Origin of the sequence: Methylacidimicrobium tartarophylax, from assembly GCF_902143375.2 — a bacterium.
GTDB lineage: Bacteria > Verrucomicrobiota > Verrucomicrobiia > Methylacidiphilales > Methylacidiphilaceae > Methylacidimicrobium > Methylacidimicrobium tartarophylax.
Genome location: NZ_CABFVA020000012.1, coordinates 45,665 through 64,694, shown reverse-complemented (window position 1 = coordinate 64,694; position 19,030 = coordinate 45,665). Strand labels below are relative to the sequence as shown.

The following is a 19,030-nucleotide window of genomic DNA, read 5'->3' as shown; positions in this document are numbered from 1 at the left end:
ACAGGAAAGAGGCCGTCGGCAAGCAGAAAATGATCGGCGGCTCTCCGCGGCCGGTGCGGCGGCGTCAGGCTCTCCTTGCGCCACCGGCCCTTCTCCTCTTTCTTCTTCTTGCCATGGATGCTGTCGTGGATGCCCGACCCTCGCCTCCCAGTCCGAGGGAGCTTCTTTCCCGCATGACGATCGAAGAAAAGGTGGGACAACTGGTCCAGGAGGCGCCGGCGCAAGCGGCCGGCCGGCTCTCCGCCGAAGAGAAGCTCCGGGTCCGGGAAGGAAGGGTGGGCAGCTTCCTCAACTGGCAGGATCCGATCGGAATGGCCGAGGCCCAGCGCCTGGCCCGGGAAGAATCCCGCCTCGGCATCCCGCTGCTCTTCGCCTTCGATCTCCTGCATGGCTTCCGCACGATCTTCCCCATTCCCCTGGCGCTGGCCGCCGCCTGGAATCCTCCCCTGGTGGAGGAGGTTGCCCGACTCTCCGCCCGCGAGGGTCGTTCCGCCGGCATCCATTGGACCTTCGCCCCCATGCTCGACGTCTGCCGGGACCCGCGCTGGGGCCGCATCGCCGAAGGCCCGGGGGAAGATCCCTTTCTCGCCTCGGCGCTTGCCTCGGCTTGGGTCCGCGGCTTCCAGGGAGACGATCTTGCCGCCAGAGACCGGCTCGCCGCCTGCCCGAAGCACTTCGTCGCCTATGGCGCGGGGGAAGGAGGGCGCGATTATGCCGCCGTCGACCTCTCCCTCGGAAAGCTGTTCGAGGTCTACCTTCCCCCGTTTGCCGCCGCGGTTCGCGCCGGGGCGGCTTCCGTGATGACGGCTTTCCCAAGCGTCAACGGGCTGCCGGTGGCGGCCAACCCCTTCCTTCTCCAAACTCTCCTGCGCCGGAAGCTCGGCTTCCAGGGTGTCGTGGTGAGCGACTGGAACGCCGTCGGCGAGCTGCCGGTCCACGGAATCGCCTCGGACGCCGAGGACGCGGTTCGACTCGCGCTGCAGGCAGGGGTGGACATCGATATGGCGAGCGGTCTCTTTGCCGCGAAGCTGCCCGGGCTGGTCCGGGCGGGTAAGGTTCCGGAGGCGCTCTTGGACCAGGCGGCCCTGCGCGTTCTCGCGCTCAAGGCGGGGCTTGGCCTTTGGAGCAACCCGGCAGAGCCGCAGGTAGCGCCGTGGGTCGACCCGCTCCCAGCAACGTCCCGTCACCTTGCCCTCCGAGCGGCTCGGGAAGCAATCGTCCTTCTCCGGAATGAAGGCGAGATCCTCCCGCTTTCCCCCCGGCTCCGGTCGATCGCCGTCGTCGGTCCCCTCGCCGACGACCGTAAGAACGCCCTGGGACCCTGGCCCGGCATCGGACGTGCAGAGGACGTCGTCACGATCCTGGAAGGCGTCCGCAGCCGCGCTCCGAAGGGGACGCATGTGCTCTCTGCTCCTGGCTGTGCGGTCGCCGGCCAATCAACCGCCGGTTTTTCCCAGGCGGTCGATCTGGCAAAATCGGCGGATCTCGTAGTCGCCGTGGTCGGGGAGGAGGCCAGGATGAGCGGGGAAGCCGCCTCGCGAGCCGACCTCGGTCTGCCGGGACGGCAGGAGGAGCTGGTCCGCACCCTTGTCGAGACCGGCCGGCCGGTCATCGTGATCCTCTGCAGCGGGCGGCCCTTGGCGCTGCCGTGGATCGCCGAGCATGTCCCGGCGGTTCTGGCGGCCTGGTTCCTCGGCGTGGAATCGGGAAACGCGATCGCCGACATTCTTTTCGGGGCTGCCGACCCGGTGGGCCGTCTCCCGGTGACCATCCCCCGTTCGGCCGGCCAGATCCCGATCTATTACGGCCATACGAATACGGGACGGCCTCCGGGAAGCGGTCGGGATGTTTCCAAATATATCGACGTGCCGGAAACTCCGCTCTTTCCCTTTGGCTACGGTCTGGCCTACACCCGCTTCGCCTATCGGAACATCCAGGTCGCGCCCGCCCTCCTCAGCCCCGGAGGCTCGGTGGAAGCAAGCGTGCTCCTCTCGAACGAAGGCTCACGGGCCGGAGAGGAAACGGTCCAACTCTATCTACGCGACCAGACGGCGAGTCTGGCCCGCCCGATCGCCGAGCTCAAGAGCTTCCAGCGCATCTTTCTTAAACCGGGTGAAGAGCGCCGCGTGCGTTTCTCGCTCCCTTCCGAGGCGCTTGCGTTCGTCGGGCCCGATGGGGAACTCAGGGAAGAGGCGGGGGATTTCGAGCTTCGGATCGGCCCTTCCGCCGCCTCCGGGCTCTCCGCGCGGTTCCATTTCGAGAAGGGAGGGAGGATTAGACCCGCTCCACCAGGCAGCCCTTGAGATATTCGGTTTCCGGAATGGTGGGAAGAATCGGATGGTCCAGGGATTGACCCAGTGTCTTCCGAAGGCGCAAGGTTCCATTCGCCTCCCAGGAAGCCCGGCCGATCAACTCCTTCCATTCCCCTAACCCGAAGTGGTGCGAGCAGCAGAAGCTGGCCAACCTTCCTCCCGGAGCGAGCAGCCGGAGCGCGCGCAGGTGGAGTTCGTGGTACCCCCGGAGTGCGGCGGCGCGCTGGGCCTTGGTCTTCGTGAACGATGGGGGATCGAGGACGATCAGATCGTATTGTTCCTTGGCTTGCTGCGCCTTCCGCAGCCAATTGAAGACGTTCTCTTCCATCCATTCGATCGCAGCACCCGTCCTTTCGGCCGCCGCCCGTCCGGATCGAAGCGCCGCGGCCGACTGATCGACCGCCGTGCAAGAGAGCGCACCGGCTGCCGAGCAGAATAGGGAGAAGGCCCCCTGGTAACAGAAGAGATCGAGCACGCGCCGCCCGGAAGCAAGAGCGCTGACTTCCCGATAGTTGGCGCTCTGATCCAAGTAGAGCCCGGTCTTTTGCCCCTCGAGAAGGCGCGCGGGCAGGGCGACCCCGTTTTCGAGAATCCAAAGCGGGTCGCTGTAACTTCCGGACAAGATCTTCTTCTCGAGCGGCAGGTTTTCTTGAAGCCGCACGGGCGCGTCATTGCGAAGAACGACGCGGCAGAGCCCTGTTTTTTCTTGGATCAGAGAGAGGATCTCCCGGCTCCGCCTCTCCATGCCGGCAGTGAGGAACTGCACGACCAGCCAATCCTGGTAGCGATCGACGATCAGCCCGGGAAGTCCGTCCGACTCCGACCAGACCAGTCTCGCCGCATCCCTATCCTGAGGTTTCAAGAGGCCGAGAGCATTCCGATAGGCGAACGCCTCATCGAGCAGCCGGGAAAGGAGAGGGGAATCCAGGACCTCTTCCCTTCGCGAATAGAGCCGGATGGCAATCTGCGAGCGGCTGCTCCAAATTCCACAGCCGATCCGATCTCCGCGGGCGCTTCTCGCTTCCACGCAGTCTCCATCTTGGAGATCGCCCTCGATTTGCGCCAGCTCGCTCCGATAGATCCAAGGGTGGCCATGAAAACATCGGTGAGTTCCCTGCTGCTGGAGCAGGGCTCGGCCCGAAAGTCCTGGGGAGAGAGGCGGGTGAGCGGGTAGCGCACCGGCGGAGACGACTTTCTTCGATTTTCCACCAGGGAATGGAGCCTTAGGAAGCACGGCCGGACGACGTTCCTTCCGCTCCCCCCTGGGAAGAACGAGGTGAGGGATAACGATAGAGCTTTCCCAGGAAATTCTGAAGGAGCAGCTGCCCTCCCTCTTCCCCGACGATGTATTCGGGATTGAGCGGAATCTTTCCGCCGCCGCCCGGTCCGTCGACGACGTACTGAGGGACGGCAAACCCGGTCGTGTATCCCCGCAGCGCCCGCATGATTCGGATCCCCTCTTCGATCGGTACGCGGAGGTGATCCGTACCCTCGATCAGGTCGCACTGGTAGAGATAATAGGGGCGGACCCTTGCCCGCACCAGTTTGTGGACGAGATCGCGGACCGCGCCGGCCGAATCGTTGATGCCGCGCAAGAGAACCGACTGGTTGCCCAGCGGAATCCCCGCATCCGCCAGTCGCCCGAGCGCATCTCTGACCTCCGCGGTCAGCTCTGCGGCATGATTGGCATGAATGTTGATCCAAAGAGGATGAAAAGTCCGCAAGAGCTCGCAGAGATCGTGGGTCAGGCGCTGCGGAAGAAAGATCGGGACCCGCGTGCCGATGCGCACGATCTCGATGTGGGGGATCTCTCTGAGGCGGCCCAGCAGCTCCCGCAAGCGGCCATCGGAAAGAAGCAGCGGGTCTCCTCCGGAAAGCAACACATCCCTCACCTCGCGATGCTCCCAGAGGTAGGCTAGGGCGCGATCCACGTCGACCGTCAAGTGCTGCTCTCCCACGCCGCTCACGATCCGCGATCGGGTGCAGTAGCGGCAGTAGCTGGCGCAGCGATCGGTTACGAGGAAAAGAACTCGGTCGGGATAGCGGTGCACAAGCCCCGGGGCAACCATATTCCCGTCCTCGCCGCAGGGATCGCTCATCTCGTAGGGGGCGCGGAGCAGTTCTTCGCTCCGAGGGATCACCTGGCGTCGGACGGGACAATCGGGGTCGTCCGGAGAAAGAAGCGTAAAGAAGTAGGGAGTGATCGCAAGCGCGAGCTTTCTAGAGGAAGCGAGCAGAATTCCTCTTCTTTCGGAATCGGTCAGCGTCAGAAGCCCGGCGATCTCCTCGAGCGAGGTGAGCCGGTGGCGAAGCTGCCATCGCCAGTCGTTCCACTGCTCATCCGAGACGTGGGCCCAGCAGCCTTTACCCGCCGAGCGGAAGTCGCGGTCGAGGCAGCTCAAAAGAAGGTCCTTCCGTGCACAGAAGGCAAAGCTAAGTGTTTTGGCATCCTTGTCAACCGCCCGTCGCCTCAAAATCGCCGCCGGCCGCCTCAAAAAGCCATGACGCTTGGAAGAAGGAGAATTACTTCGGAACACCGCGCCCTCGCTTGGGCGAAGGGAGCGGAGAAGTTGGTGATCGTTCCGGAGAAGGCCTCCCGGGACATTCTTCCTCCTTGCCAAGCAGCGGCCGAGGTGATTTGCTCATCCGTTACTGTTCGGGAATAAAGAGGAGCGGCGAAAATCTTTTTTTCTCGGTAAGACGGGCAGATACCGAAGTGGTTAAACGGGGCAGACTGTAAATCTGCTGGCTCCGGCCTTCGCTGGTTCGAATCCAGCTCTGCCCAAGCGAGGGAATCCCTTCATTCCGATTGCGCTCCCCTCTCGTCGGTCTCCTCTTCCTCGAGGGCTTGCCGCCAGTGCGGCGAAAGGAGCGGGCGAATGAAGCCGAAGAGGAAGTAGGCAAGAAAGTCGACGGCCAGCATCCACTTGTAATAGACGATCGTCAGAGCGACCGCCGCCAGGATCAATAGGAATTTGGGCAGAGAATGCTGGGTTCGCAACCCGACCCCCTTGAAGCTCGGATAGCGGAGCTTGCTGAACATCATGAACGAGAGAAGCAGGAGTAGGGCCGCCAAGACGTAGCGACCCCACCCCTGCTTCAGCTCTCGATCGGTCTCGTAGAGGGAGAGCAGGAAGAGGGTCAGGGAAGAGACCAGTCCCGCTGCGGCGGGGATCGGAAAGCCCGTGAATACCTCTTTGCTCCCCTCGGCTCGGGCGGCATGCACGTTGAAGCGGGCCAAGCGGAGCGCACCACACACAAGATAGGTGGCCGCCACGATCCATCCAAGCCGATGAGGAAACTGGTAGAGGACGATCTCAAAGACGAGCAGAGCGGGAGCGACTCCAAAGGAGATGAGATCCGATAGAGAGTCGAACTCGCGCCCAAAGGCACTTTCCTTGCCTCCGAGACGAGCCACCCGCCCATCGAGCAGGTCGAAGACAAAGGCGGCCAAGATAAGGTCCAGGCTTGTCTTGTAGGTGTGGATCCAGCCGGAAAGCTCGCTGTCCCGCAGGATGCTTCCTTCCAGAATCTTGAGGATGGCGAGAAACCCGCAAAGCAGGTTCCCCGCGGTCATGAGGCTTGGTAGCAGGTAGATTTTACCCTGGTTCTCGTGCTCTTTCACGGCCACCGGCCTACCACGGTCTCCCCCGCATGGACTACCCTTCCCGGCTCGACGAGGATGCGGCACTGCTCCGGCAAGTAGAGTTCGGTGCGGGATCCGAAGCGGATCATTCCGATTCTTTCCCCTGCGCGGACAGAGACTCCCGTTCCCGTCCAAGCAACGATTCGACGGGCAACCAGCCCGGCAATCTGGCGCACTCCCACCATCCCGTGCGGGCTCTCGATCCACCAATCTTGCCTCTCATTTCGCTCGGCCGCCTCTTTGCGGCGAGCGTCGAAAAAGCTTCCTTGGGTGTACTCGATCTTCGTTACGATGCCCGCCACCGGGGCGCGATTGACGTGCACATCGAACACCGAGAGAAAAATCGCGACGCGGCGCATGGGCCGAGACGAAAACGGGCTTTCCTGGACGAGATCCACCAGGACGACCTTCCCGTCCGCCGGTGCGACAATCGCGTCGGGATCCTGACTGGTCCGGCGCTCCGGATCTCGGAAGAAGAAGACGACAAACCCGAGCAGAAGAAGAAGCAACGTTCCAAAAAGATGACTCCACCGGAAAGGCAGAATCAGAAAGAAAACCGTGGCCGCAGCCAGAATCGCCAGAAGCGGCAACGCATCTCGAATAGCAGGTGGAAGCATTTTCTGTCCGTTTGTCACTCCCCGTGTTCTCTGGGTGGCTCTCCTCCCCCTTTACCGAGGAATCCACGAAATCGCTGCCCCACCGAACCGCGCCAACCCATAAAAGTAGAAGGCGGGGGCGGTAAAGAGCAAGCTGTCGACTAGGTCCAACGCCCCCCCGATCCCCGGGATCCAGTGGCCCGAATCCTTCACGTGGGCGTCTCGTTTGGCCGCACTTTTCGCCAGGTCGCCCCAAACGCCCAGTGACCCGAGTCCCAAGCCCAAAAGCACCGCGTCCAGCAGGTGAAGGCGCAGAGGGCCGTCGCGGCCGAGAAAAACGATCACCAGGCTCGCCAGAAGCGTTGCCAGGAGCCCCCCCGCAAAACCCTCCCATGTTTTGTTCGGGCTGATCCGAGGGAGAAGTCGATGTCTCCCGAGAAGCGAGCCTGCCACGAACGCTCCGGTATCCCCCAGCTTGGTCACCAGCATCACGAAGAGCGCGGCGATGCGCGGATCAGAGTAGTTGTTCGGCTCGATGGCAATCCGGCACAAGAAGCTGAGAAGGAAGGGAATGTAAATGACACCCAAGAGGGTGAGTCCCGCTGTCTCCATCGGCAGGAGCGTTCCCCGAGAACCAAGCACGACTCGGAGAAGGAGCACGACCGCCGTCAGAACGAACAGAGCCTCTTCCCACAGCCGATCCATGTGGGCCGCCCTAGGATAGGCAACCCAACAAAACCACAAAATGGCATAAACCATGAGGCCCGATGCAATCCCCAGACCTTTGAAGACGACGGCGCCCTTTCGCTCTTGCAGGAGGTAAAACTCCCACTGCGCGGCGGCTGCAAAAACAGCCACGGCCAAAATCTCCCCCGTCCGCCATCCAATGAGGACCACGGAGAGCGCGAAACCCCAGAGGGCAACCGACGAGCCCCCCCTGGCAAGCCAGCTCGGTCCCTTGCTCATTCGAACTCCTCCCTCTCGAGCTGGCCAAATCGCCGCTGTCTTCTCCCATACTCTTCCACGGCCCGTAGGAACGCCTCTCGTCGAAAGTCCGGCCAGAGAACGTCGGTGAAGTAGATCTCGGAGTAGGAGATCTGCCATAAGAGAAAATTGCTGAGCCTCATCTCCCCGCTCGTTCGAATCAGCAGGTCCGGATCGGGATCGTCGCCGGTGTAGAGATAGCGGCGGAAAGAGGTCTCATCGATCTCCTCCAGCCGCAGGCGCCCGTGCAAAACATCCCGAGTCAGACGCCGAACCGCCGTAACAATCTCGATCCGGCCGCTATAGCTGAGGGCGAGCGAGAGGGTAAGCTTGCTCTTTTCCGCCGTCCGAAGCGTCAACGCATCGATCTTCTCCCGCAAGCCCGCCGGAAGATCGGCAACCCTGCCGATCACCTTCAGGCGCACCTCGTTGGCAATCAACTCAGCTTCCGTTTCCTCGACGAAGCTGTTCAGCAGTTCCATCAAGGCGTTCACCTCCTTGACCGGACGCTTCCAGTTCTCTACCGAAAAAGCATAGAGGGTGAGGAAACCGATCCCGATTTCCGCCGCGGTGCGCACGACTTCCCGGGCAGCCTCGAAGCCGGCTCGATGCCCTTCGACGCGCGGAAGATTCCGAGCGCGAGCCCATCGGCCGTTTCCGTCCATGATGATGGCAACGTGGGTCGGGGGTTTAGCCTGCATGTCTCACAAGCGTTCTCCTGCGACTTGCGAAATGGATCCAACTGCTTCGTTGGGACTTGGTTTTCCCTCCTCGCAGGTTGTCGTCATACAACTTCGGGGGAAAACCTGCGCCCCGCCTTGCATCCAGATCCATTCGCTGCGCCTCGGGTACGAACTTTGTGAGATATGCAGGCTCGGATCCGCGCTCGACCTCGCCTTTCTATTCGACAAGGAACGTCTGCTCCCTTCCTGCTCCCACAGAGACCAAGCGGACCGGAGATCCCGTCAACTCGGAGAGTGCATCCAGATATTGTTTGGCAAGATCCGGCAGGTCGGCGAAGCGTCGGACATCGGACGTCGGCTGCCTCCAGCCCTCAAATTCCTTATAGACCGGCGTGCACTCCTGCCACTGCGCCGCGGAGGTCGGGGGATGAGAAAGACGTCGCCCTCGCCACTCGTAAGCGAGGCAAACGGGGATCGTCGAAAGCGTGTCGAGGCCGTCCAGATTGGTTACGGCAAGCTCGTCGAATCCATTGATCAGACAGGAGTAACGGCTCATCACCCCATCGAACCAGCCGCATCGCCGAGCCCGGCCCGTCGTCGCTCCGAACTCCCGTCCGCTCCGATGCAGCAGAGCCGCCAGCTCGGCCGATTCCACCGGCATCGGGCCGGCACCCACCCGGGTGGTATACGCCTTGAGGCAGCCGACGACCCGGTCCATGCGGTGCGGCGGTACGCCGGTCCCCGTGACCGCCCCTCCCGCCGTCGTGTTGGAGGAGGTGACATAAGGGTAGGTTCCGAAGTCGATGTCCAAAAAGGTGCCTTGAGCACATTCGAAGAGCATGTCTTTCCCGTCCCGCATCGCATCGGTGAGCCAGATCGCCGTGTTCACGATCATCTCGCGCAGAAAATCCGCCGCGCCCGAACAGCGATGAATCACGTCTTCCGCGTCGATCGGCTGAGCTCCCAGAAAGGAGAGGAGCCGATTCTTCTCTTCGATTCTCTCTTCGAGCTTGCTCCGAAGCTCCTTCGGCTCCAACAGATCGTGAGCCCGCAACCCGGTGCGGCTCACCTTGTCGACGTAAGCGGGGCCGACGCCGCGGCCCGTCGTTCCGAGTTTCTTCTTGCCGCGAAGGCTTTCCAACTGTTCGTCCATGCGCCGGTGATAGGGCAAGACCAAGTGGGCGGAGTCCGAAAGGAAAAGCCTGCCCTTCGGGGCAATTCCACGGGCGGTCAGGCCCTCGATTTCGTCTACGAGCGAGATCGGGTCGATGACCATTCCGTTGCCGAGCACGCACTCCTTCTCCCTCCGGAGGATTCCCGAAGGAATCAGATGGAGAACGAACTGTTCGCCTTCCACCTTCACCGTGTGGCCGGCGTTATCCCCTCCTTGGCAGCGGACGACGACGTTGGCATCTCCCGTGAGGAAATCGATGATCTTTCCTTTTCCCTCGTCTCCCCATTGGGCTCCCACAAGAACCGTATTCACTCCGCTCACCCACTGTCCGTTATCGACCGACACCGCGATACGAGAACCCCCAGGCCGCCATCTTTTCCCGGTCCAAGAGATTGCGTCCGTCGAAAACCAGCGGGCTCAGCATCCGCTTTTTCATGGCGAGCCAATCCAAGTCCCGGAACTCCTCCCACTCCGTGGCCACTACGACGCAATCGGCACCCGCAGCGACGTCTTCTCCGCAGGAACAGAGCTGAAGTTTCGGGAGAAGCTGCTCCGCCTTCGCCATCGCCTTCGGATCGAAAGCGCGAACCACGGCTCCTTCCTTGAGGAAGGACTCCGCCAAAGCCATGGCGACACTTTGCCGCGTGTCATCCGTGTTGTTCTTGAACGCCAGTCCCAGCAGACCAATCGTCTTGTCGCGAAGAAGCCAGATCTCCTCGCGAATCTTTTTCAAAAAGTGCTCCCTCTGCTCCTCATTGATCGACGCGGCCTCCTTCAGCAGACGAAATTCGCAGCCCAACTCCTCGGCGATCCGGATGAACGCTGAGACGTCCTTCGGAAAACAGGAGCCCCCCCATCCGACTCCCGCCTGCAGAAAGGAACGCCCGATTCGCCGATCCAGGCCCATCCCTTCGGCCACGAGGAGCACGTCCGCGTTCGAAGCCTCGCAAATCTGCGCGATCATGTTGATGTAAGATATCTTCAGAGCCAGGAAGCTGTTCGACGCGTGCTTGATGAGTTCCGCGGAATTCAAATCCGTGATCAACATCGGCGTCCGAAAGGGTCCATAGACCTCTTTCATGATCGCGGTGGCCCGCTCCGAAGAGGAGCCGATCACGATGCGATCCGGGTTCATCAGGTCTGCGATTGCCGAGCCTTCCCGGAGAAATTCGGGATTGCTCACCACGTCAAACTCTGCCTTCTGCTTGCTGTACCGCTCGATCGTCTGGGCCACCTTCTCCCCTGTCCGGACGGGAACCGTGCTCTTATCGACGATGACCCGGTACTCCCGGAGAGAGCCGGCGATCTCGCGAGCCACCTTCTCCACGTAATGGAGGTCGACGCTGCCATCCGCATGGGGCGGGGTCGGGACGGCGATGAAGAGAGCCAGGCAGTTCTCCACTGCCTCCGCCACGGACTCCCCGAAACGGAGTCGCCCCAAGGCCGCGTTCCTCGAAATCATGGCTTCCAAGCCCGGCTCATAGAAGGGAACGCTCCCTCCCCGTAGGCTCTTCACCTTCGCCTGATCGCTGTCCACGCAAAGCACATCGTGGCCTACTTCGGCAAAGCAAGCTCCTGTCGTGAGCCCGACGTATCCGGAACCAATGATCGCAAGTTTCATAATGGAACCTCCCATGCCCGAACGGGCAGGCGCCAAGGTCGCCCCAGCCTGCCGCCCGGACAAACTTTCTCCTCTAGTTTGTTCGCCTCATTCCGACTACTCGCTCAGGCGCGCTTTTCTGCACTCCTTCCCGGCTGAAGCGAACCGAAGAACCCAGCCTCGCTCCTGGAGCCACAACTCTCACAACTCTTGGACGCAGGAGTGGAGCCGATCTTCCTTCCTTAATTGGCGCTCCAATCCAACATCCGCTCAATCGGGAGGCGGGCTCGCTCCGCAATCTCCCGTGGCACCACGATTTCCGGTTCGCCAGATTGCAAGCTTCGGCAGACCTTTTCCAGCGTAATCTTCTTCATGAACCGGCAGTTGGCGCAGGCGCAGCCCTCAGTGGGAGCGGGCAGAAACTCCTTCCCCGGAATCTCACGGCGCAGACGGTGCAGCATCCCGGCCTCCGTGGCAATGATGAAGCTCTTGGCGGAACTCTTCCCACAGAAGTCCACCATCTTCTCGGTCGAACAGATCTCGTCCGCCAGCATCCGGACGGCGACATCGCATTCCGGATGGGCCACGATCGGTGCCCCCGGATAGCTCTGCCGCATCCGGAGAAGGCTCGCGTGAGTAAATTCCACATGGACATAGCAGTGGCCTTGCCAGAGGCGCATGTTGCGTCCGGTCTGCTGCTTTACCCATTCCCCGAGATTTTGATCCGGGACAAAGAGGATCTCGTACTCCGGCGGGACCCGGTTCACGATCCTGACCGCGTTGCCCGAGGTGCAGACTACGTCGCTTAGCGCCTTCACCGGGGCGGTGGAATTCACATAGGTGACCACGAAAAGGCGGTCGGAACTTCGACGCACCTCGGCAAGTTCGTCCTCACTACAGGAGTCCGCAAGCGAGCAGCCCGCCTCCAGGTCGGGAAGGAGCACCTTCTTCTCCGGATTGAGAATCTTCGCGGTCTCCGCCATGAAATGGACGCCGCAAAAGACGATCCAATCGGCTCCGGTGCGATGCGCTTGGTAAGCAAGGCCGAGCGAATCGCCTACGAAGTCGGCGATCTCCTGAACTTCCTGGACTTGATAATTATGGGCTAGAATGACGGCGTTCCTCTCTTTTTTGAGGCGCCGAACCTCCTCCTGCCATTGTCTGGTATCCATCGCAAACGGTAAGCCTTTCGTCTCCTTTTACTCTGTCCACTCCTAGAAGGCTTGTCTAGCGCGTCGTGACAAGAGAGTGGAACGCCCCTGTGCCTCGGTGAAGCTCCTCGGCAGAGCATGCGCAAGGATGAAAATAAATTCATCTCTTCTTCGTCTTCCCTTCATCCTCTCCTGCGAGGATCGGGTCAGAACAGCGGCCCTCCTCGCTCCGACGACCACCCGATGGACCCGCTTCCCGCGGCAATGCACCTTCCTTCTAAAATCCAAGAGATTCGAGAGAACCTTCAACGCCAAAATATCCGGTATTTCCTCCCGGCCTTCGTCGATATCCATGGAGTCCCCAAAGGGAAGCTCGTTCCGCTCTCCCATGTCGAGCGATCCCTCCGAGGAGGGGAACTGTTCTCCGGCCATGCGCTCGACGGATTGGGCTCGCATCCGGAAGACGGCGAGGTGGCCGTCGCCCCGGACTGGGAGCGTGGCTTTCCTGTTCCTTGGAAGCCGGAGCTGGCCTGGATCCCCTCGCACCTCACCTTTGCCGACGCTCCGTTTCCGGCCTGCACGCGAGCCGCCTTGAAGCGATCTCTCGAGAAGGCGGAGGATCAAGGCTTCCGCCTTCGGCTCGGGATCGAATGTGAGCTCTACCTTCTCCAAAGGGGAGCTTCCGGCCGGCTGCTCTTTCCCAGTCCGCGGGAAACCCTTCCCAAAGGCAGCTATGACGCCGGAAGGCTGCTCGAGAGGGCAAACATCATCGACCGGATCTTGGAGGCGCTTGAGGGACTCGAATGGGAAGTCTCCTCGGTGCAGCACGAAGACGGCCGGTCTCAATTCGAATTTGTCTTCAGTCATTGCGAAGCGCTCGAGATGGCCGACCGCCTCGTCTTTTTCCGCTGCCTGGCCAGTCGAATTGCTTCGGAGCAAGGCTTGGCGGCCGTCTTCATGGCAAAACCTTTTGCCGATCAACCCGGCAATGCCGCCCACTTTCACCTCTCGCTGGCCGATTCGCGGACCGGTGCAAACCTTTTCCTCGCAGAGCCGGGCGAAGATCCTCGCGGACTAGGCCTTTCCGGTCTCGGGTACGCGTTTCTCGCGGGGCTGCTCCGGCATGGCCGCTCGCTCTGTGCAGCGTTCGCCCCCACGGTGAACAGCTACAAGCGCCTGATCAAGAAGGGCGCGATGCAATTCTATTCCTGGGCGCCCGTCTTCAACTCGCTTGGAGGGAACAATCGAACCCATGCCTTTCGCATCCCTCTGGGGGGCGGCCAGTGCGAGGTCCGGATTCCCGACTCGTCTTGCAATCCCTATCTCGCCGCGGCCCTGGTCCTGGAAGCAGGGCTGGAAGGAGTTCAACAGAACCTCGATCCGCGCGCACCGGAGCGGAAAAGCATCTATTCCTGGCCCGAGCGCCAGAAGAACTGGTTGCCGCATGAAGATCTTCTCCCGCGATCCTTGGGCGAGGCGCTTGCGGAGTTTGCCTCCGATCCCTTGGTCGAAAAGGCTCTGGGTCGATCCCTGCGGGAAGAGTTCCTTCGATGCAAATTTGCAGAGTGGGACGAATACAATCAGGAAGTAACCCATTGGGAAGTGATGCGTTATGCAACCCTCTTCTAACGCTGCCGCGCGCCGGAGGGAGAGCCGAGCGGAAAAGGTTGCCGGCCTTCTCCCGCCGCCCAATCCCTGGATCCTCCAGCTTCATTTTACATCCTACCGCGAGCTTTGTCCGATCCAGGACCTGTTGCCTCGCCATCTTCCCCTGGTCCGGCTCGACGCCAACGAAAATGGGCTGGGACCTTCCCCGCTCGCCTTGGAGGCAATTCGGAGGGCGGCGGACGAAGCTCATCGCTATCCCGAGATTGCAGGAGAAGGTCTTCGAGAGCTGATCGCATCGGAGATCGGAGCCTCTCCGGAACAGATTGTGGTGGGTAACGGTTCGACCGAACTACTCGAGCTGCTCTTTCATGTCTACGTCCGCAACAGACAAGAGGAGGTCGTGGTACCGCGATACTCGTTTCCCTTGTATGAACTTCTCGCGCAACGTTTTGGATGCCACCTTCGTCTCGCGCCCGATCGCGGCTTTTCCGTTGACTTGGAAAGCCTCCGCCGCGCCATTACCCCTCGTACACGGCTCGTCTTCCTGGCGAATCCGAACAACCCCACGGGAACCCGGGTGGACAATGCCGCGCTCCTCGATTTTGCCGAAAGTCTACCGCCGCGCGTCCTATTGGCCCTGGACGAGGCATACGCGGATTTCTTGGAGCATCCGCCGGACCTCGTCGCGTCCGTTCGGGACGGGGCTCCCATCGTGGCTCTCCGGACCTTTTCCAAACTTCATTCCTTGGCAAGCCTTCGAATCGGTTATGCCCTCGCGCCGCGCGAAATCGCCTGTGCAATCCAGAAGGCTTCTCTTCCCACAAATACCAACGGGATCGCTCATCAGGCCGCCACCGCCGCGCTTAGGGACAAACCCCACCAAAAACAGTCCAAGGAGAACGTGAGGGTGGGTCGGCTTCGCCTCGAACGCTGCTTCGAAGAACTCGGGCTCGATTGGCTCCCGTCGAGCGCCAACTTCATGATGGTCCGCATCCCGCAGGCGGAAGAAGTCTGGAAGGCACTGGTTCGCCGAGGCGTTCTCGTGCGCAGCTTGGAGGGTTGGGGACTACCCGGCTGGCTCCGGGTCACGGTGGGCAGTCCGGAGGAGTTGCTGCTCTTCTTCGGCGGTCTTCACGAGGCGATCCGCGAAGTCCTCCCCCGGCAGCGCGTGCTGGTATGAGGGTCGTCCCGAGCGGAGCAGTCGCTTCCGCACCTAGCCTGCATGTCCCGCAAAGTTCGTACCCGAGAAAAAGCAAATAGGCATGGATACGAGGCGGGGCGCCGGTTTTCCCCCGGAGCGCTAGGAAGACATACCGCCGGGAGGGAAATCCAGGGAGAGCGAAGCAGGCGAATCCGCTCTGCAAGTCGAAAGCCAAAGCCTCGTGATCAATGCAGATTAGTTTTCTCGTCTCCTTTTTCCTTGGGCTCTTCCTTTTTGTCGTTCCTTGTCTGGCGGCGGAAGAAACCGAGGACCAACGCCTCTTCCTTCAGGAAGAAGGTGCCGACTTTCATGGCAGAAAGCGCTGGTATGACTATGCCATGGACCCCGATCCGGGTTCTTGTCTCGTCCAGATCAGTCCGAACTATGCGGAGTCGGCCCCCTGCCGAATCGCCGTGCTCCCATTTATCGACGAGGGAACCGGCAGTTATGTGCTCAACGAAATCCGATGGCCGGGACGAAGAGGGGAGGCGTTGGACATATGGCGATGGACACACTCGCAAAGGCTTCGTCGAATGGTTCACGGCTATCTCGCGGCGCGAGAATTCGACCTCATCCCAGTGGCCCTAGTTGACGCTACCCTCGCCGCGCACAAGATCTCTTCCGACCGGCTCCTCGACGACACAGAACCGCAGCTCCTGGGTCGCTTCCTGGATGCGGATACTCTTGTTTACGGCAAGCTCTCGACCTATCGCAGCTATTATATGCTCCTCGCCGCCGGTTGGAGGGTGACGCTGTCGATCAGGATGGTCTCGGCAATTTCGGGCTGCGAAATCTTTTCGGGCACCGCCACCCGCAACATTATCGGGCTCCGGATCGCAACCAATCCCATCGATCTTGCCCTTGCCTCTATCGCTAATCTAGTCCATTTGCGGGATGTCACCCTGCGACGGGGAGAAGACGAGGCCTGTCGCGAGCTTGTCGTTCGCGTCCCGCATCCGCCCCGATCGGCCCGCTCCGCGACCGATATCGTGCAGAAGGCACTGCCGGTGATCACCAGTCCCGCGCTTTCTCCCCAAAAAGGCGCTCTTCCTGCTGTCGCCTTCCGCGTTCCCCTGCGTCCCTGGAATTCCTCTTCCCTCTCGAATCTTCCCCCGGAGCGCTTTTTTCTCCCCGAGCAGCAGGAATCCACCCACGGGAAAAAAAATCCCCTCGACTACCTGATCGATCTGGATCCCTCGCGATTCCAAACCGTCGCCTCTCCGGATCTGGCGACCGACCGACCGTTCCAACTCGCCGTTCTTCCCTTCGTCGATCGGGCAACCGGGGGAAACTTTCTCCTCAACGGCGTCCCCGCCAAACCTCGTTCCCGGGCTGAGCAGGACCGCTGGAAGTGGACGACGGCCAACCGTCTTCGGCGCGGAATGGCAACTTACCTCGGGCAGAGGGATTTCTGGGTGCAGAGCCCCGCTCTCACGGACATGATCCTACAGCAAATGGGCTGGCACACGGCAGGGGACATGCTCCGCGAGAAAGTAGAACGGGTAGCCGACTGGCTCGGCGTCGACGCGCTTGTCTACGGAGAGGTGCAAGACTCCGTAGCCATCTACGCCTTGCTCTACTCCGCCTGGCGGGTCGGGCTTCGGGTAAGGATCGCATCGGGGCGCACCGGTCGCACCCTCATCGAGGTGACTGGTCAACGGCAGGACTCCACACTTCTTCCGGCCATTTTTCCGATCGATATCGCGATCTCGTCGGTTTTGGCGGCCGGATTCCTTCGCGACATCACGCTCAAGAGAGCGGAAGACGAACTCTGCCGAGAGATAGCCCTTCGCATCCCCGTCCCGAACGTTCCTCCATTTTCGCCCTCGACCGAAAGGACGCAGAAAGTTTCTCTGCCGTTCTCGGAGCCGACTCTCTCACCCAGAACGCACTGAGTGGATCGCGCTTCGGCCGGCCTCCGCCTGAGTCGCATTCTTGGCGGCGACAAAAGATCGATTCGATGGGGCATTGTCGGTGGTCGAGGCGGGCTCACGACCCGGCCCTTGGGGTTCTCCCTTTGGGAGCCAGACCGTGAAGCGATTCCAGTTTTCGGCCGGATTGTCGTACCGAATTTCCCCTCCATGGAGGGCCGCGATCTCCCGACAAAGGCTCAAGCCGAGTCCGCTGCCCCTGGCCTGACTGTCTCGGGCACTTCGCGCCCGGTAGAAACGTCGAAAGATTTCCGCCTGGTCCGCCGCCTCGATGATCGGGCCGGTATTGGAGACGCTCAAGATCAGCCACGAGTCATCTTCTAGTAGCGTAATCCAGATGGAGCCGCCGGCCGTATTATACTTCACCGCGTTATCCACGAGATTCCAAAGGAGGCGAAGCAGAAGCTCTCCGTCTCCGGAGATCCATCGTCCGGGAGGAATCGAGCTTGCAACGGAAAGGCCCGAGGGAACCGCAAGAAGGCGGGCGTCCTCGGCCACCTCCTCCACCATCTTACTCCAATCGACGGGCTGCTTGCGCAGCCGAAGCTGACCGCTCTCGGCATGGGACAAAAAAAGAAGGTTCTCGGTGATCGTGGTCAACCGCTTCACCTGCTCCAAGAGAGAAAGAAAGACTTCTTCTCCCGAGAATGGGCGTCCCTTGGATTCGGTCAGTGCGGCCTCCAACTGATTCCGAAGGATCGTCAGCGGGGTTCGAAGCTCGTGGGAGGCATCGGCCGTCAATCGCGCTTCCTGCTCGAACGCGGCTTCGATCCTCTCCCACATCGCGTTCAGGATTTGGGCGAGCCGTGCCAAGTCTGGATCTTCGGAGGGAATTTCGACTCGCCCATGGAGGGCATGGGGACCGATCTTCTCCGCAGCCGCGGCGATCGCTCGAACCGGCCGTAAGGCATATCCGGAAAGATACCATCCTCCCCAAATGGCGATAGCCAGGGCGAGAGGAAATGAAAGAAGGTAGGCAATTTCCGCCTTTTGCAGGATCGCCTTCTGAAGCCGCGTGTCTCGCCCGAGCATCAATCGATACCCCCCCTTGGTGACCACCAGAACACGAAAGCTTTGCTTCCCGATCGACAAAAAGCGAAAGCCGTCCTTCGCCAGTCGATGCTGCGTCTTAAAAAACGGCGCTCGATAGAGGACTGCTCCTCCCACCCGATCAATCTCCCATAGGTTGCTCTCCTCTCCCTCCAGGTTCTCGGGAAGCTTTCCCTTGGAAAGCAATCGCGGGCTCTTCAGCGCCGAAACCATTTCCCGCGCATCCGATGTCATCTGGAGATCCGCCTCTTCGACGAGCTTACGATAAAGGGTCCAGTCGGCGACCGCTCCGACGAGGGCGAGCGCAAGCCCCACCGTCGCTCCCGTGAGGAGAGCGACTTTCCATCGGAGGGAAACTTTCCTCATGAGGACTCCTCGATTCGATATCCGATTCCCCGGACCGTCTGAATGAGTTTCCGGTCCTGCCCCTCGTCGATCTTCTTCCTCAATTTCTGAATGTAGACATCGACCAGGTTTGTTCCCGGATCGAAGTGGAAGTTCCAGACATGCTCGCAGATCTCGGTTCTCGTGAAAACCTTTCCGGGAGAGCGCATCAAGAGCTCCAAGAGGGAAAACTCCCGGCCCGTGAGCTCGATTCTTCGCTCGCCCCTCGTGGCGACCCGGCTCACCAGGTTCAAGGTCAGATCATCCACCTGGTAGAGGGAAAGTCCCACCCCGGCCGCGCGGCGAAGGAGGGCACGCAAACGCGCCACCAGCTCTTCCATGGCAAACGGCTTGGGAAGATAGTCGTCCGCTCCGCTCTCGAGTCCCTCGACCCGTTCATAGATCTCTCCTCTGGCCGTCAGCAAGAGCACGGGCAGATGGATGCCGCGGCGCCGAACGGCACGGAGCACGCTCAAACCATCGCGCCCAGGCAAGAAGACATCAAGCACCGCCGCATCATAAGGCTGGTTGGCCAGGGCCAAGAGCGCCTCGTCGCCTCGCGTCAGTGTGTCTACGACAAAACCTTGCTCTTCCAAGCCCTTCCGAATAAAGGCGGCGATCTTCTCCTCGTCTTCGACGATCAATATTCGCATGGAATGTGGAATCTCGCGTGCTTCGACGCGGCAGCCTACGCCATCCATTGCCCCCTT

Annotated in this window: 15 protein-coding genes and 1 tRNA gene; 5 read left to right on the top strand and 11 right to left on the bottom strand. The window is 61.0% G+C overall.

The window, feature by feature from the left end:
* Nucleotides 1–29 precede the first annotated feature (29 nt).
* The gene (locus MAMT_RS01700; RefSeq protein WP_142659216.1) at nucleotides 30–2,303 is read left to right on the top strand and encodes a glycoside hydrolase family 3 N-terminal domain-containing protein; all 2,274 of its coding nucleotides are present in this window, start codon (nucleotides 30–32) and stop codon (nucleotides 2,301–2,303) included.
* On the opposite strand, the gene MAMT_RS01695 is transcribed toward MAMT_RS01700, so the two are convergent.
* Together MAMT_RS01695 and MAMT_RS01690 are read right to left on the bottom strand one after the other, a co-directional pair.
* The gene (locus MAMT_RS01695) at nucleotides 2,275–3,546 is read right to left on the bottom strand and encodes a class I SAM-dependent rRNA methyltransferase (protein WP_142659215.1); all 1,272 of its coding nucleotides are present in this window, start codon (nucleotides 3,544–3,546) and stop codon (nucleotides 2,275–2,277) included. The two genes, MAMT_RS01700 and MAMT_RS01695, sit on opposite strands and share 29 nt — an antisense overlap.
* Nucleotides 3,536–4,714 (bottom strand): KamA family radical SAM protein, encoded by a 1,179-nt coding sequence (locus MAMT_RS01690; protein ID WP_142659214.1) that lies wholly within the window; start codon nucleotides 4,712–4,714, stop codon nucleotides 3,536–3,538. Before MAMT_RS01690 ends, MAMT_RS01695 begins: the two co-directional genes overlap by 11 nt.
* 300 nt (nucleotides 4,715–5,014) lie before the next feature.
* On the opposite strand from MAMT_RS01690, the gene MAMT_RS01685 reads away from it, so the two are divergent.
* A tRNA-Tyr gene (locus MAMT_RS01685) sits at nucleotides 5,015–5,097 on the top strand.
* Nucleotides 5,098–5,112: 15 nt separating this feature from the next.
* Here the strand turns inward: MAMT_RS01685 and pssA are convergent.
* The 7 genes from pssA to nadA all read right to left on the bottom strand — a co-directional run bounded on the left by pssA (nucleotide 5,113) and on the right by nadA (nucleotide 12,167).
* The gene (gene pssA / locus MAMT_RS01680) at nucleotides 5,113–5,937 is read right to left on the bottom strand and encodes a CDP-diacylglycerol--serine O-phosphatidyltransferase (RefSeq protein ID WP_246186464.1); all 825 of its coding nucleotides are present in this window, start codon (nucleotides 5,935–5,937) and stop codon (nucleotides 5,113–5,115) included.
* A complete protein-coding gene (locus MAMT_RS01675) occupies nucleotides 5,934–6,575 on the bottom strand; it encodes a phosphatidylserine decarboxylase family protein (protein ID WP_142659212.1) in 642 nt (213 codons plus the stop codon). The genes pssA and MAMT_RS01675 overlap by 4 nt, the downstream gene beginning before the upstream one ends.
* A 51-nt stretch (nucleotides 6,576–6,626) precedes the next feature.
* Nucleotides 6,627–7,520, bottom strand: a complete 894-nt coding sequence (locus MAMT_RS01670) for a phosphatidate cytidylyltransferase (protein WP_142659211.1) — start codon at nucleotides 7,518–7,520, stop codon at nucleotides 6,627–6,629.
* The gene (gene uppS / locus MAMT_RS01665) at nucleotides 7,517–8,239 is read right to left on the bottom strand and encodes an undecaprenyl pyrophosphate synthase (RefSeq protein WP_142659210.1); all 723 of its coding nucleotides are present in this window, start codon (nucleotides 8,237–8,239) and stop codon (nucleotides 7,517–7,519) included. The genes MAMT_RS01670 and uppS overlap by 4 nt, the downstream gene beginning before the upstream one ends.
* Nucleotides 8,240–8,438: 199 nt before the next feature.
* Complete coding sequence (locus MAMT_RS01660; RefSeq protein ID WP_342799817.1) at nucleotides 8,439–9,740, bottom strand: adenylosuccinate synthase; 1,302 nt, start codon at nucleotides 9,738–9,740, stop codon at nucleotides 8,439–8,441.
* Nucleotides 9,727–11,016, bottom strand: a complete 1,290-nt coding sequence (locus tag MAMT_RS01655; protein ID WP_142659209.1) for a UDP-glucose dehydrogenase family protein — start codon at nucleotides 11,014–11,016, stop codon at nucleotides 9,727–9,729. Before MAMT_RS01655 ends, MAMT_RS01660 begins: the two co-directional genes overlap by 14 nt.
* 221 nt (nucleotides 11,017–11,237) lie before the next feature.
* Nucleotides 11,238–12,167, bottom strand: a complete 930-nt coding sequence (nadA, locus tag MAMT_RS01650) for a quinolinate synthase NadA (RefSeq protein WP_142659208.1) — start codon at nucleotides 12,165–12,167, stop codon at nucleotides 11,238–11,240.
* 222 nt (nucleotides 12,168–12,389) lie between these two features.
* Between nadA and glnT the strand changes: the two genes are divergently transcribed.
* The 3 genes from glnT (at nucleotide 12,390) to MAMT_RS01635 (ending at nucleotide 16,850) form a co-directional block, all read left to right on the top strand.
* On the top strand, nucleotides 12,390–13,775 hold the full coding sequence (gene glnT / locus MAMT_RS01645; RefSeq protein ID WP_246186463.1) for a type III glutamate--ammonia ligase: 1,386 nt from the start codon (nucleotides 12,390–12,392) through the stop codon (nucleotides 13,773–13,775).
* The gene (locus MAMT_RS01640; RefSeq protein WP_142659207.1) at nucleotides 13,759–14,934 is read left to right on the top strand and encodes a pyridoxal phosphate-dependent aminotransferase; all 1,176 of its coding nucleotides are present in this window, start codon (nucleotides 13,759–13,761) and stop codon (nucleotides 14,932–14,934) included. The genes glnT and MAMT_RS01640 overlap by 17 nt, the downstream gene beginning before the upstream one ends.
* Before the next feature lie 209 nt (nucleotides 14,935–15,143).
* Entirely contained in the window at nucleotides 15,144–16,850 is a 1,707-nt protein-coding gene (locus MAMT_RS01635; RefSeq protein ID WP_142659206.1) for a GNA1162 family protein, read from the top strand.
* Here the strand turns inward: MAMT_RS01635 and MAMT_RS01630 are convergent.
* Nucleotides 16,833–18,302 (bottom strand): sensor histidine kinase, encoded by a 1,470-nt coding sequence (locus MAMT_RS01630; protein ID WP_142659205.1) that lies wholly within the window; start codon nucleotides 18,300–18,302, stop codon nucleotides 16,833–16,835. The genes MAMT_RS01635 and MAMT_RS01630 overlap by 18 nt on opposite strands.
* Nucleotides 18,299–18,973 carry a response regulator transcription factor gene (locus MAMT_RS01625; protein WP_142659204.1) on the bottom strand — a complete coding sequence of 225 codons (675 nt, stop codon included), beginning with the start codon at nucleotides 18,971–18,973 and terminating at the stop codon, nucleotides 18,299–18,301. The genes MAMT_RS01630 and MAMT_RS01625 overlap by 4 nt, the downstream gene beginning before the upstream one ends.
* Nucleotides 18,974–19,030: the final 57 nt, after the last annotated feature.